Source organism: Pedobacter puniceum (genome assembly GCF_009674685.1).
Lineage (GTDB): Bacteria > Bacteroidota > Bacteroidia > Sphingobacteriales > Sphingobacteriaceae > Pseudopedobacter > Pseudopedobacter puniceum.
Genome location: NZ_WKJI01000008.1, coordinates 37,612 through 52,211 on the forward strand (window position 1 = coordinate 37,612; position 14,600 = coordinate 52,211).

13 protein-coding genes are annotated in these 14,600 nt (G+C 34.4%); 5 read left to right on the forward strand and 8 right to left on the reverse strand.

Annotated features, from left to right (window positions below):
- The first annotated feature begins 153 nt into the window (after positions 1–153).
- Both GJJ64_RS16560 and GJJ64_RS16565 read left to right on the forward strand, forming a co-directional pair.
- Complete coding sequence (locus tag GJJ64_RS16560; protein ID WP_154288870.1) at positions 154–984, forward strand: adenine nucleotide alpha hydrolase family protein; 831 nt, start codon at positions 154–156, stop codon at positions 982–984.
- Positions 985–1,053: 69 nt separating this feature from the next.
- Positions 1,054–1,605, forward strand: a complete 552-nt coding sequence (locus tag GJJ64_RS16565) for a type 1 glutamine amidotransferase domain-containing protein (protein ID WP_154288871.1) — start codon at positions 1,054–1,056, stop codon at positions 1,603–1,605.
- A gap of 135 nt (positions 1,606–1,740) precedes the next feature.
- On the opposite strand, the gene GJJ64_RS16570 is transcribed toward GJJ64_RS16565, so the two are convergent.
- Both GJJ64_RS16570 and GJJ64_RS16575 read right to left on the reverse strand, forming a co-directional pair.
- Complete coding sequence (locus GJJ64_RS16570; RefSeq protein ID WP_154288872.1) at positions 1,741–2,472, reverse strand: family 16 glycoside hydrolase; 732 nt, start codon at positions 2,470–2,472, stop codon at positions 1,741–1,743.
- A 229-nt stretch (positions 2,473–2,701) separates the two neighbouring features.
- A complete protein-coding gene (locus tag GJJ64_RS16575; RefSeq protein ID WP_039448324.1) occupies positions 2,702–3,040 on the reverse strand; it encodes a single-stranded DNA-binding protein in 339 nt (112 codons plus the stop codon).
- Positions 3,041–3,238: 198 nt separating this feature from the next.
- On the opposite strand from GJJ64_RS16575, the gene GJJ64_RS16580 reads away from it, so the two are divergent.
- From GJJ64_RS16580 to GJJ64_RS16590, 3 genes are all read left to right on the forward strand, one after another.
- Positions 3,239–3,589 carry a DUF2116 family Zn-ribbon domain-containing protein gene (locus GJJ64_RS16580; RefSeq protein ID WP_154288873.1) on the forward strand — a complete coding sequence of 117 codons (351 nt, stop codon included), beginning with the start codon at positions 3,239–3,241 and terminating at the stop codon, positions 3,587–3,589.
- Between the two features lie 68 nt (positions 3,590–3,657).
- Complete coding sequence (locus GJJ64_RS16585; RefSeq protein WP_154288874.1) at positions 3,658–4,554, forward strand: restriction endonuclease; 897 nt, start codon at positions 3,658–3,660, stop codon at positions 4,552–4,554.
- A 138-nt stretch (positions 4,555–4,692) separates the two neighbouring features.
- A complete protein-coding gene (locus tag GJJ64_RS16590; protein WP_154288875.1) occupies positions 4,693–7,203 on the forward strand; it encodes a cation-translocating P-type ATPase in 2,511 nt (836 codons plus the stop codon).
- 391 nt (positions 7,204–7,594) lie between these two features.
- Here GJJ64_RS16590 and GJJ64_RS16595 read toward each other — a convergent pair whose 3' ends face one another.
- The 6 genes from GJJ64_RS16595 to GJJ64_RS16620 form a co-directional block, all read right to left on the reverse strand.
- Positions 7,595–8,884 (reverse strand): 4Fe-4S binding protein, encoded by a 1,290-nt coding sequence (locus GJJ64_RS16595; protein WP_154288876.1) that lies wholly within the window; start codon positions 8,882–8,884, stop codon positions 7,595–7,597.
- 10 nt (positions 8,885–8,894) lie between these two features.
- Complete coding sequence (locus tag GJJ64_RS16600; RefSeq protein ID WP_154288877.1) at positions 8,895–10,217, reverse strand: NAD(P)/FAD-dependent oxidoreductase; 1,323 nt, start codon at positions 10,215–10,217, stop codon at positions 8,895–8,897.
- A 30-nt stretch (positions 10,218–10,247) separates the two neighbouring features.
- Positions 10,248–11,018 (reverse strand): DUF547 domain-containing protein, encoded by a 771-nt coding sequence (locus GJJ64_RS16605; protein WP_195759315.1) that lies wholly within the window; start codon positions 11,016–11,018, stop codon positions 10,248–10,250.
- Positions 11,019–11,117: 99 nt separating this feature from the next.
- Positions 11,118–11,627: a hypothetical protein gene (locus GJJ64_RS16610; protein WP_154288879.1), complete on the reverse strand. Its 510-nt coding sequence runs from the start codon at positions 11,625–11,627 to the stop codon at positions 11,118–11,120.
- A 50-nt stretch (positions 11,628–11,677) separates the two neighbouring features.
- A complete protein-coding gene (locus GJJ64_RS16615) occupies positions 11,678–12,412 on the reverse strand; it encodes an SDR family NAD(P)-dependent oxidoreductase (RefSeq protein ID WP_154288880.1) in 735 nt (244 codons plus the stop codon).
- A gap of 15 nt (positions 12,413–12,427) precedes the next feature.
- Entirely contained in the window at positions 12,428–14,572 is a 2,145-nt protein-coding gene (locus GJJ64_RS16620; protein ID WP_154288881.1) for a cation:proton antiporter, read from the reverse strand.
- Positions 14,573–14,600: the final 28 nt, after the last annotated feature.

The following is a 14,600-nucleotide window of genomic DNA, read 5'->3' on the forward strand; positions in this document are numbered from 1 at the left end:
TTTTTGAAATAAAGTTTTCTGGTTTTTCTTATTATTTTTAGATAAGTCTATTATAAAGTTTAATGTTTTTCTAATCTGTTTAATTGCTTTTTAATTCCTATTTAAATCTGTTTTAAGTGTTGTAACAGATATTTATAAAAAAGAATAAGATTAATGAAGGCAATCAAAAATATTTTAGTTCCTACCAATTTAAGTATAGGGTCATTAAGTGTATTACAATATGCTTTAAATCAATTTAAAGGTTATGCTTTTAACATTACGCTGTTGCATGTTTTGCCCTTACCAGATGCTATTACAGACTTGTTGATGTTATCAAGAAAGTCAGATGAAAATGAGCATATCCCGGCAGATTTTCATGAAGCCATACAACGGCTTACTTTGTTATTTCCGCTTCGTATCTCAAGTATTAAAATAGAACATCAGTATGGTTTATCTACATCCATCTTATCGCAAATTATTGAGGATAAAAAGATAGACCTTATTCTGCATTGCAAGACTGCTTTTAAAAGCCCTACTCATAACAATGAGCAAAAGCTACTTAAATTATTAGACGAAAGTGCTTATCCTGTGATGTATGTGCCAGAGATTCCGTTGGCTAATGTGCCTAAAACCATTAGTTTTATTTTAGAAGAAGATATTAATTGTGTAGCTGTTTTGAAAAATATGCTAAATCAATTATTGGTGCAAGCAGAAACTGAAATTAGATTGATTGCAGCTATGCCTATAGCTAAAGTTGCAATCTTAATTGCTCAGTTTAAAAATGAAGTAGATAAATGTAAACTTTTTGGTGTTTACAAGTTTTCTATACATATGCTTCAGGGGGAGAATTATGAAGAATCTATCATGCAATTTACAACTGATTTTGAAGTTGATATGATTTTCTTGTTAAAGAAAAAAACATTTTTAAATAGGTACTTTATTAATCAGCACATTCTTAATCAAACTCTAAAACAGGCTAGGATTCCAATATTTACATTGGCTTAAAAGTCTGGTATGATTGTTTTGGTTTGGTGTTTGCTTCATAAGCATATGTTTCACCTAAAAAACATTGTCATGGGAAAATTAAGTCATAAAAGAATCGCTATTTTAAGTGATCATGGTTTTGAGCAATCAGAACTTATAGAACCTAAAAATGCTTTACACGAAGCTGGTGCTACGGTACACATTGTATCACCACAAAAAGATAAAATTAAGGCTTGGAATGAGGATAACTGGGGGGTAGAAGTTAAAGTAGATGTTCATTTAGCTGATGCTAAACCTGATGATTATGATGCTTTACTTGTACCAGGGGGTGTAATGAATCCTGATTTTATGCGTAAGAACCAAGATTGTGTAGCATTTGTGAAAGCATTTTTTGATGCTCAAAAACCTGTTGCCGCTATCTGCCATGGGCCGCAATTACTAATAGAAACTGGGCTTTTGGAAGGCAGGAAAATTACTTCTTATCCATCAATCAAAACAGATTTGATAAATGCCGGAGCCTTATGGGAAGATAGCGAAGTTGTGGTAGATGAAGGTTTAGTAACCAGTCGTTCTCCGGAAGATATTCCAGCATTTAACCGCAGCATGATAGAAGAATTTGCTGGAGTTCAAACAGAAGCTTAGTTCTTGAAGCTCTGTAAATTTAAGCAGCGTCATTTTTTTAATGACGCTGCTTTTAATTTAATATCAGCTAGCACAAATAAAAATAAAGGTTATGCTACCTTTGTGGCTTATTTATCAGTTAAATAGCTTAGGAGATTATCTTTTACTAGCTTCATAAACTCTAAACTTTCTTAACTCATGCGGGCTAGTGCCAACACCTAAAGAAATACTGTTTTTAGGGATTCCAAATTTTTCATGTGTGCCTATCACAGTAACACCATTACAAGTTGCCCTTACCACATTTCCTATAAGTTCTAAACGCAAGGTATACCATTTTCCGGGTTCAAAAGTAGCTGGTTTGTTCATCACGGTAGTAATAACACCTGGTTTCCATTCGTCATGTTCTAAAACCATACCTAAGGCTCTTCCGCTATTGTTGGCATTTGCCCAAACAGAAGCTGCATAAGCTCTTGGGTTAAGTTGTGGATTGGTTGCAGAAATACGACAAGCAGACCATTTACCTTCTTCTGCAAAGAATCTGAATTCTAGTTCTATAATAGCATCTTTAAAATTGCCTTCATAGGTAAGTACTGGCATATGCCCACTTTCGAAAATACTTTTAACGGTATTGTTTTCTTGTTTCCATTTGGCATGATTAGCCCTTACTCGCCAACCTTCAACTACTTGCTGGTATTCTTTAGAATAAACCATGCCGTTGTTAAAATCGTCTTTAAAAAGAAGTTTACCTTTTTTAGCAATAGGAGCAACTTTTTCTTTTTTAACCCTTGCTTGCTCAAACATTTTTTGAGTTTCCCCGGTAGTGCTTCGCATAGCTGATAAGGCTAGCATACTGCATAGCAGTAATGGTGCAATAAAAATTTTCTTCATTTTATTTTTTGATGAATAGGTTTAACAAAGCCACCCGGGGTTGTGGCTATTGATAGCTAAAGTAATCAATAGCATCTGAAATACAGCGAAGATTTAAAGAAAATATTTTAAAATTCAATTTTGATTAGTAAAAGAGTTTTTTTTACCTAAATCATTTGATAGAGAAGAGGCTGTATAACCATACTAATATACAGCCTCTCTTGATATCTCTATGATAGCTAGTATGATACTATTTCTTGTCTAGCATTAAAATTTCGCTCACTACAATTTCTGTAGAGTAACGTTTGATACCTTCCTTATCTGTATAAGAATTATTAACCAATTTACCTGAGATAGCAACCTCGCTTCCTTTTTTTAAATATTTTTCTGCAATGCCAGCTTGTTTATCCCAAAAAACCAATTGATGCCATTGGGTTTCCTCAACTTTTTCGCCTTTATCATTTTTATAAGTCTCATTGGTAGCGATACGTACTCGGGCTAGTTTTTTCTTTGTTTTTGCAAGTTCTTTAACTTCTGGGTCTGCGCCTAAAAATCCAATTAATGTTACGTTGTTTTTTAAAGTACTCATGATCTTAATTTTTAAAATGTTAATGTTTCTTGATGTTTAACGACCAGCTAGCTTCATTGCCAACCGACGATACAAAGATGTGGAGCTGCTAGAAAATTAGCCGGATATTAAACGGATGTATCCGTGTATACACGGGTATACACGGATAATTTGATTAAATCAACTCAAATATTATCTTAGCGTTTAAATCTTCTATCTATGAGTAAAAATTGTTTAGACTGTGGCTTGCCTGTCATTGGCCGGATTGACAAGAAATTTTGCGATGACCAATGTCGCAGTAATTACAACAACAAGATTAAAAATCAAAATAACAGCCTCATAAAATCTGTAAATGCTATTTTATTGCGTAATAGGAAGATTTTAGAAAAGTTAAATCCAGAAGGGAAAACTAAAACCACTTTAGAAAAATTGCAAAAAGAAGGTTTTAACTTTTCTTATCATACCCATCAATTCACTACACAAAAAGGTAGCGTATATACCTTTTGTTATGATTATGGTTATTTGCCTTTAGAAAATCATTGGTTTTTGTTGGTGAGGAAGGTGGAGTAGGGGGTAGAAGTAATACAAATCATAATTAGGCTAGAACGACATCCAAACAATGAAAATTAATATTAAAAATGGGAAAGAAAAAAAACGGTAAGACAGAATTTATAAAATGGTTCGGACCTGTTCTTGACGCTTTAAGAGCATTAGGAGGGTCAGCCACACCAAAGGAAATTACAGAATGGATTGGAGAAGAACACCAAGTGCCAGATCAAATACTTAATGAACGTTATGAAAAGTCTGGTGTTTTAAAATTTCCAAACCAATTAGCATGGGCAAGACAATATTTAGTTTGGGAAGAACTTCTTGCAACTTCAAAACGTGGTGTTTGGGCATTAAGTCCAAAAGGATGGGAAACGAGGCTCGATCAAAAGAAAGCTCATGAAATATTTCTGAAATGGGTTAGAATTCAAGCCGACTTACGTGAAGGGAAGGAGTCTCCAAATGAGGTTGAAAAAATCATCGCTAATCAAGAAGAAAATGAACTTGATAGTACAAATACAAAGTTGCAGCTTTCGCTAATTGAAATCTTACAAAATTTATCGCCTATTGGTTTTGAACATTTATGCGGACGACTTTTAAGAGAATACAATTTTGAAAATATTGAAATTTCTCAACAATCTCATGATGGTGGTATAGACGGTTATGCTATTCTTAAGTTAAATCCATTTGTGAATATGAGTGTTTATTTTCAATGTAAACGTTACTCAGGTACTGTCCCTACAGAAAAAGTACAGGCTTTTATTGGTGTAATGGAAACTAATAAACGAAGTGTTGAAAAGGGACTTCTAATTACAACGGGTTCATTTGCAAAAGCAGCACTGGATATTGAAAAGAATAACACCAAACTCGAACTAATAGACGGAGAAAAGCTTGTAAAGATGTTTGAAGAAGTTGAACTCGGAGTAAAACCGAAAACTATTTATGAACCAGACATGACATTTTTTGAACAATATAGGGAAAAGAAATAGTTGACTTTTATCACCTTTAATAAGGTAGCATATGTAAGATAAGATATGTTTTATGCTAATAAATTAAGTCTAATACTATAATTAATCACTATCTTTAATCATCAAAACCAAAACATTAGCGATATCCATTCACCCCTCATGACTCCCAATAACCCATTTCAAATCTCAGGTTTAAGTACAGAAGAAGTACTGCAATCAAGATTGAACTATGGTGATAATAAAGTAGTTTATAAAAAGCAAAATAGTTTTGTAAGCTCTTTAGTCGGCTTGGTAAAAGAACCTATGGTGATTTTACTTTTTGCGGCTTCTTTTATATACCTCATCAGTGGCGAGCCCGAGGATGCTCTATTTCTTACCGTAGCTATTGTGCTGGTTGCCACCATTTCTATTTATCAAGATTATAGAAGTAAAACAGCTTTAGAAAAGCTTAAAGAGTTTACACAGCCTGTTTGCAAGGTTATCAGAGATGGTGAAATTATCGCTATAAAAACCGAAGATTTGGTTATTGGTGATTTTTTAATTGCCGAGGAAGGCACTACCATTACCGCAGATGGTATGATGGTGAAAGGGAATGATTTTTCTGTGAATGAAGCGGTACTTACCGGAGAGTCTTTTGCCGTTCTTAAAAATCATAAAGATAATAATGAAGTTTATCAAGGCTCGCAGGTGGCAAGCGGTATGGCTTTAATACAAGTTATAGCTATTGGGAAAGCTACTAAATTGGGTAAAATAGGGAAAAGCCTTGGAGATATTGAAGAAGAAAAAACACCTCTAGAAATACAGATTGGCTATTTTGTTAAAAGGATGGTGATTATTGGCGCCCTTGTATTTGCGATTGTTTGGGCTTTAAATTATCTAAAATCTTACAACCTGCCAGATAGCTTATTGAAAGCTTTAACCCTAGCCATGAGTATTTTACCAGAAGAAATACCCGTAGCATTTGTAACTTTTATGGCTTTGGGTGCTTGGCGATTGATGAAAATGGGTATTGTGGTAAAGCAAATGAAAACAGTAGAAACTTTGGGTAGCGCAACGGTGATTTGTACAGATAAAACAGGTACACTTACAGAAAATAAAATGGCTTTAGCCCGATTGTTTTTATTGAGTGCTAATCAAGTAAGTACTTTTCAGGAAGATGTTAAGCCTGAGGAAAAAAATCTGATAGAAGTAGCTATGTGGGCTAGTGAACCTAATCCCTTCGACCCGATGGAAATTGCCCTTCATCAAGCCTATCAAAAAGCTACGGATAGCGATAAAAGACCTGATTTTCAGATGTATCATGAGTATCCGCTGGGAGGCAAACCACCTATGATGACACATGTTTTTGAAAATCAACAAAAAGAAAGAATAATTGCTGCAAAAGGTGCTCCGGAAGCTATTATGACCGTTTGTCAGCTTACCGCGGATGAAAAGAATAGCATCCAAAAAGCTATAGCAGAAATGGCTTTTGAAGGTTTTAGGGTATTGGGTGTTGCAAAGTCTGATTTTAAGGGCGATGATTTTCCTCAACAACAACAAGATTTTGATTTTCAGTTTGTAGGATTGGTTGCCTTTTACGACCCGCCAAAAAGCAATATCTCTGAAGTGCTGCATGGTTTCTACCAAGCGGGTATAAAAGTGAAAATTGTAACAGGCGATAATGCTTTAACAACTAAGGCTATAGCTAAAGAAATTGATTTTAAAGGTTACGATAAAGGTATAAGTGGCGATGAATTGATGCAGTTAAATGATGAAGAGCTTGCAAAAGCTGTACAAGAAAATGCAGTTTTTACCAGGATGTTTCCAGAGGCTAAACTCAAAATCATTAATGCCTTAAAAAGTAATCAGGAAATTGTAGCCATGACAGGCGATGGCGTTAACGATGGTCCGGCTTTAAAAGCATCTCATATCGGTATTGCCATGGGTAAAAAAGGAACTGAAATTGCTAAACAAGCCGCTTCTTTAATTTTAGTTGAAGATGATTTATCTAAGATGTTAGATGCCATAGCCATGGGTAGAAGAATCTATACCAATTTAAAAAAGGCTATTCAATATATCATTTCGATACATATTCCTATTATTTTAACGGTTTTTATTCCTTTAGCTTTAGGATGGTTGTATCCAAATATATTTTCCCCTATTCATGTGATTTTTCTTGAGCTGATTATGGGGCCAACTTGTTCTATCATTTATGAAAATGAACCTATAGAGCAAAACAGCATGTTGCAAGCACCAAGACCATTTACAGTAAGTTTCTTTAATGGTAAAGAATTGTTTACCAGTGTGATACAAGGTTTAGTAATTACAGCCGGAACTTTGTTTGTTTATCAATACGCTATTCATCAGCAGCTATCAGAAGAGCTGTGTAGAACGATGGTTTTTACAACCCTTATTTTCGCTAATATATTCTTAACCTTAGCTAATCGCTCTTTTTATTATAGCATTTTTACCACGCTATTTTATAAAAATTCATTAGTCACTGTTATAATTACTATCACGCTAGTTATTTTATTTGCCTTACTTTATATACCTGCTTTTACAAATTTTTTCGAGTTTGAAAGCTTGGATATAACTCAATTATTGCTTGCTTTTGTTGTAGGTTTTATAAGTGTTATTTGGTTTGAGGTAGTGAAGTGGTGGAAGAGAAGATTATCTTTAAATTTGAAATAATAAAGCTTTCTTAATCTAGCGGGTAAAGGCTTTTTTCTTTTCCTTGATGAAAAGAAACAAAAACGAGGAACGAGTTCATGAATGCCTAAGAAAAACCATAAACAAAAAATGAATAAATCAAGGCTGATGAATATTTGTCGTTACGTCTAAATAAATCTTTAGCCACAATCCTGAGTGGTGTGAATGGCTTTGCAAGTTAAAAGGTTGTACAACACCGGTCGGATTGTTTTCCGCTAGTTCTCTATGAAAGTTTATACAAAAGATTTATTTGACTCCATATCCAAATCTTCATAGGCCGTCCTTCGTTCTTCTGAAAGACATATTTAATTTTCAAAGGAACTTCCTACAATATCTGCTCTTTAGGTTCTTTCTACTTTCTACTCAGTACTATTTACTTCTCGTCCCTCAAATTCTCTAAATTAAGAACACCTCTTGGGCACACTGCCGAGCATACACCACAACCAACACAAGAAGCTCTGATGATATTTTTGCCTTTTTGTGCGTAAGCTCTTACATCAATACCCATTTCACAATAGGTAGAGCAATTGCCGCAAGAGATACACTGTCCGCCGTTGGTAGTTATCCTAAATTTAGATTTAAACCTTTGAAATAAACCCAAAATAGCAGCCATTGGGCATCCAAACCTACACCAAACACGATTTCCAAAAATAGGATAGAAGCCTGTACCAATAACTCCAGAGAAAATTGAGCCTATAAAAAAGCCATACCATTGAGAAAAATTACCTGACCATGTGCCTAACAAGCCACCTTCCCAAGCAGAATTAAGCCATAACATGATGGTGGTGATGATGATGAAAACCAAAACACCATGTACGGTATAGCGTTCTATTTTCCAAGCTTTTAAAGATTTATCAGAAAGTTGCCTGTAGGGGTCGCCCATGGTTTCTGCCAAACCGCCACAGCCACAAACCCAAGAGCAATACCATCTTTTACCATATTTATAGGTAAGTAAAGGTGTGGCAATAAAAGTCAGGATAGCTCCCCAAAAAATCATGAAATAACCTAATCCTCCGGATGAAATCACATAATTAATATCATTTGGCCATAAATAGCCGTATTTTAAAGGCCAGAAATAAGAGAAATAGAATTCGGGCTCATTAAACATCAATAGCAATCCGGGTAAAACAAAGGCAAAACCCAACTGAAAAAACATCACCGAAAGGGTACGGATAATTTGATAGCGATTATGTCTGTATTTTCCAATAAACCTAAATCCCATAACTAAAACGGCTAGGGTATATAAAGTCCCGTAAAGAAACCATTGGTCGGCAGCTTTATTTCTAAGCAACCAACTCAAAGGGTCGCACATCCTAATTAAACCTTCTAAATACTGCGGAAACCAATATAAAATGATGTAAAAACCAGTAAGAACTAATCCTGTAAACCAGGCAATAGCGCCTCTGTTGGTCATCCCGTTTTTAAAGATGTTATTGTTTTTTATACCCGCTTCATGCTGAAAATATGGGTAGGCATAAACCAAAGTTCCGGCACTTATGAAACCTATAGATAGCCAAAAAAATAATACAGGTTGCGTAGCACCAGCACCAAAAGCAGCTATAATAGTAGCTAGTACGCCAAATGCCAAAAGAGCAATGCCTGTTTTTTGAAGTTTATTAGCTCCCGAACCATCGGTTACAGCCAAGGAAATATCTTTACTCATCTTTCTATCTTTACCAGATTAAAAACTTCTTTTTCTTTTTCACCGAAATTGCCATTTCAGGATAATCGGTATTAAATTTCTCTACAATTGCTAGGTAATGATTTTCAAAAAACTCTGGGTCAAAAAAACCTTTTTCTAATTCTTGCATAACGTTTTGTAAAGGCGTTTCATTTTTTATCCAGTCGTTTGCTGTTTGCTGTCTAAAGCGCATCCCTAAAAAATTAAATCCGGTAACAGCTTTACTAATTGCTTTAAAATTTATTCTACAAGCTATTTTTCCTTTCGGATGCTCCCAATAAAAGCTTTGTTCATCTTCTAAAGGTTTGTTAAACATGAAGCCATAAGTTTGATACTCAATATCCAGAAACTTGGCCGAATTAAACCAAATACCTCTTTCATAAGCTCTTTTATCACCACAAATATTTTGGGCTAAAGTTTCGGCTTGCATTTTACCGGTATACCAAAGTTGTTCTACCGCAGGGTGTAAGTTTTTAGGATGTCTAAATTGTGCACAATCTCCAACGGCATAAATATCAGGATGGTTAGTTTCCAGATATTCATTTATCAGAACACCTCTATCGGTTTCAATTTCGCTATTTTGAAGAAAATTTATATTGGGGTTTACCCCGATGGTTAAGCCTACAAACTGACAAGCTATTTTTTTACCATCATGAGTTATTACGGCTTTCACTTTTCCATTTTCATCGCCAATAATTTCTTTTAACTGTGTGTTTGCATACAAATGGATATGATGAGCAGCTATATGTTTATTAATTAAACTGGCTTCTTCTTTGGGTAATACGCTATTCCAATAATATTGTTCTCTTATTAAAAAATGTACATTGATGTTTCTAGAACGTAGCATTTCAGCCATTTCTATCCCAATTAAACCACCACCTACAATAACAGCATCAGTAATGTCTTTGGTGTTTTCTTCCATCAAATCTACATCTTGTTTGCTGTATAAACCTTGCACACCTTTTAAATTTAAACCAGGCCATTCTAGTGTTTTAGGAGTAGAGCCTGTTGCAATAACCAGCTTATCAAAAGTTATCATCCTACCATCCTCAAGCTGTAATTGTTTTTGTTTTGCCTGTACTTGTGCAACATTGGCAAATAGTAAATCAATACGGTTTTTCTCCCAAAACCAATCTTCGTATGGCTTGGTATGCTCGTATTTCATGTGCCCCATGTAAATATACATTAAGGCTGTACGAGAGAAAAAATGCTCTGTTTCTGATGAAATAACCAATATTTCGTGGTTACTAAGCTTACGGATATGCCTAGCTGTAGTAATTCCACTGATACCATTACCAATGATAACAACTTTCATGTTGAATGATTTATGGATACAAGCTACAAATTATTTGTCATTCAAAGACCAATTGTAATTGATGTAGCTTAGTGGTGTATTTTCTTTGATTTTTACCTTCGCATATTTATTAATGAAAGCGGCAACACTTCCTTCTGCTTTAGCAAAATCTGCCTTGTACCAATTAAAAATATTAGATAATTGAGCCTTAGCAGGAGATAGTTTATTAAACTCTGTATCATTTAAAAATGCTGAAGTATTTGCATTTAAAAGACTTTGTATGTTATCAGCAGTGTAAGCTTTGTTTAATAATTTAGGGCAAGATATTGCTGCACAGTTTACCGCAAAATGCACCCTGGCATCGTCTAATTCCTCAATCAGTTTTACTTTTTCTATTTCATTTAAAGTATAGCTTTTTCCGGCAAAAGTATAAGGTAGTTTTTGGTCCCATACTTTTCCTCCAGAAATATCCATAATAGATTTTACAGGGTAATTTCTTAGGATTTGATCTATAGTTGCGGCATTATAAACGTTTATCCAAAAAGCCAATTGCTCATCTTTAGATAAAGTGTTAACCTTAACATTTGCTAATGATTTTAAATACTGCTGTAAGGTTAATTTATCTTTCAAAAAAGCTTTATAATTAACCACACCAGCACCATTTACATAGGTATTTAAGAGTTTATTTAAAACAGTATGGTTTGGTTTTACAGTTTGCGAGGCCTCTAAGCTTGAGCTTAATCCTATTCTAGTATTGCTTTTTGCTATAACCTGAGAAACTGCAAAAGAAGCTAGTATGAAAGCTGCGATATATTTTTTCATTTTATACATATCTTAAATACGGTTGAAGATGCGGATAAGTTTTTCACTATAGTAGATTATAGCGTTAAAATATGTTAAATGAAATGATGAGGTTGTTGACTACTTAAAATCAGCTCTTTGGTAAGCGCCTGGAGATGCATGGTCTCCGGCTTCAAAATCAAAATAAACAACCTTTATTCCGGGTATTTCTGTGATAGAAAAGGTACTTTCTGCTAAAAATATTCTTGCCCCTAAAGAGCCGCTTGATTGTGTTAAATAAAAAGCATCAGGGATGTTTACATAAGCAGTATCATTACTTTTTTTCTTCCAAACCAATTGGTTTTCAGGATACTTTTTATTGATAATCTGAATCACATTTTTGGCGTCTAAATTTTGGGTGGATACCTGATTATTTCTCTTTAACGAGATGTTTAAGCTCACAGTATCAACTTCTGCAAGCCAAGGCAATTCTTTAAGTTCTGCATGGGTAGTGGTAGTTTCTGTTGCTGTAGATGAAACATCAGAACTTATGCTATCTGCTACGTCTTGCGTTTCTTGTTTATTATCTCTTACACAAGATGCAAGCGTAACAATAAATATTAATGTAGCATATAATTTAAAATTTTTCATGATGTTTTGTTTATTATGAGAGCTGCAATATTGCTGCCAATTAAACTTATTTAAGGGGTTGCCAAAGCAACCGGAAGTACTTTGCCATTAAAGAATTTATGCCCGGTTAAGGCGAAATCTGCTACGTACTTACCCATTTCATAAGCTTGTACCGGAGATTGGTAACCCGGAAATGCTTTTTCTAGCATTTCTGTTTGTGCCGAGCCTAGTGCTAAACAATTTACACTTATTTTCTCTTCGCTCAATTCTTGCGCTAAACATTCTGTTAAATTATGCAAAGCAGCCTTGCTAGCTGAATATGCTGCCAAGCCCGGGAATTTTGAACTTCCTAAATAACCACCCATCGAGCCAATATTGAGGATATGAGCATTAGGCTGTAAAAAGGGTAAGCAAGCTTGTATCATCCTAAAATGACCCATTACATTAGATTGGAACATTTCTGCCATATCTAATTCGCTAAGCTCTTTAAAAGGTTTATTAATTAAAGCTCCTGCGTTATTAATCAGGATATTGAAGCTTCCCCATCTTTGTTGAATAAATTGGGTTAAACCCTGATAATCATCATTTACGATATCAAAAACAATAGGATATAAAACAGCATCAGGATTTAAGCTGAGTGTAATTTTCTGCAAATTTTGCAACTTTTCTTTAGAGCGTGATAATGCAATTACTTGATGACCTTTAATAGCCAATTCTATAACGGCTTCAAAACCAATACCACTACTTGCTCCTGTAATGATGATTTTTTGTGGCAATTGCTCGTCTGTTAATGATGTAGTTTGCATAAAAAATGTGATGGTTTATTTTTTAAAGATGGTTCTGATACCTTTCTTAATCTTGTTAACTTTTTGTACCCCTTTGATAAATAATTCGGCATTCATGTCACTATACTCGGTGTACTTATTGTCTGATGTTTTAACCGAAGGATATATCAATAAAATATTATGGTCGTTGATATCTTTATTTAAGGTAGAATTTAAATTATCTAACATAGAATGATAAGAGATAGAACCCTTACGGGCAGATACAAATATCATCAAATGATCAAAAGGAGCATTACTTAACAATTGTGGGTATTGCTTAAAGTCTAATAAATTTAGACTGTAAGCAGTTTTACTTTTTACCATTTTGGTGTATTTGATAATGGCGTTTTGTGTTTCTGCAACAGCATGAAAATCAATCATTACACTTAGTTCATTTGCTAATTTCAAAATTTTATCCATCCAATAAGCAAAACCATCTTCTAGCTCTGTTAAAGGCGGACAAACCAATACAATTTTCTTGCTGGTGTTTAGTGGTTTTACAAAATCACAAAAGAAAATGGTTTTAGTTGTAGCATTGATAATAGCTTCAGACTTTGGTCCAAAAATTTTATCTAATAAGGTTTCTTTATGTGGCCAACCTAATATTAATGTACTGGCTAAAATTTCTTTTGATATACGTGTAATACCGTCTGATATGTTAATGTCTATGGTAGCAATTGGATTTACTAATGTTTCTGTAGCCGATGCGTATTTTACAAAATCTTCTAGTTTTCTTTTTACTTGTACAATATTGGTTTCAGCATCACTATCATTACTTACAATAGATAAAATATTAAGCGGATAAGGTGATTTTTTATCTTTAATAAGCACTGTAAAATCAACAATAGGTTCCAGTTTATTAAAGTTTGAAACCGGAATTAATATGTTTTCATAATTAACAACCTCTTCGGGTTCGTCTTTAAAATCCGGATTATCTTGGTTTTGTACAATCTTTTTAACGGCACCTTCTGTTGCAAAAGAAGCTACTACACAGGTTACCAAAATTAAGATAATAGTGCCGTTAAGGATGTTTTCATCCAAAATATTGGCTTTATAACCAACTAAAATAACGGCTAAAGTGGCGGCGGCATGCGCACTACTTAATCCAAAAATTAATTGTCTTTGCTCTGCTTTATATTTAAACGCAATTTGTGTGATAAAAGCTGCTATCCATTTACCCGCTAAAGCCACTATGGATAAGGTGGCCGCTACAAATATGGCAGTATAGCCGCTTAAAATCACTCTTACATCTACCAACATCCCTACACTTATTAAAAAGAAGGGGATGAATATGGCATTACCTACAAATTCTAATCTGTTCATCAAAGCTGATGAATGCGGGATAAGCCTGTTTAATGCCAAACCAGCCATAAAAGCTCCGATAATAGGTTCTACGCCTGCAACTTCTGCCAAGAAAGCTGATAAGAAAACTAAAGAAAGTACAAAGACATAGTTGGATGTTTTATCGCCATCCATGCGGTTAAAAAACCATTTGGCAATACGAGGTAAAATCAAGAATATAATTAATAAAAAGATACTTAATGATATGCCCAATTTGATCCAAAACTGGGTAGTTAAACCGCCGTTAGCAGAGCCTACTATAATGGCTAGGATGATTAAAACCGCCGTGTCTGTTAAAATAGTTCCACCAACGGTTATAGCTACAGCAGGATTTTTAGTAACGCCAAATTTAGTAACAATAGGGTAGGCCACTAAAGTATGTGTGGCAAACATACTGGCTATTAAAAAACTGGCATTTAAATCGTAACCTAAAATATAATAACATGCTGGTAAGCCTAAAGCTATAGGAATGATAAAAGTGAAAAATCCGAAGCCTAAACTTTTAAACTGATTTTTCTTAAACTCGTTCATATCTAGCTCTATACCTGCGATAAACATGATGTACAATAAGCCTATGGTAGAGAATAAATCAACTGCAGAGTTTTTTGCTAAAAGGTTAACACCATGTGGGCCAATAACAACACCAGACAAAATTAGACCTATGGTGCCGGGTATTTTAAGTCTCCTGAGTAAAATAGGAGATAGTAAAATGATGAATAAGATGAGCGAGAATATTAATACAGGATTTTTTAAAGGTAGCTCAAATTCATGTATTAGATGCTCGAAAAAGTCGATATTCATAGCCTCTAATATAGCAATTATAGGCTAA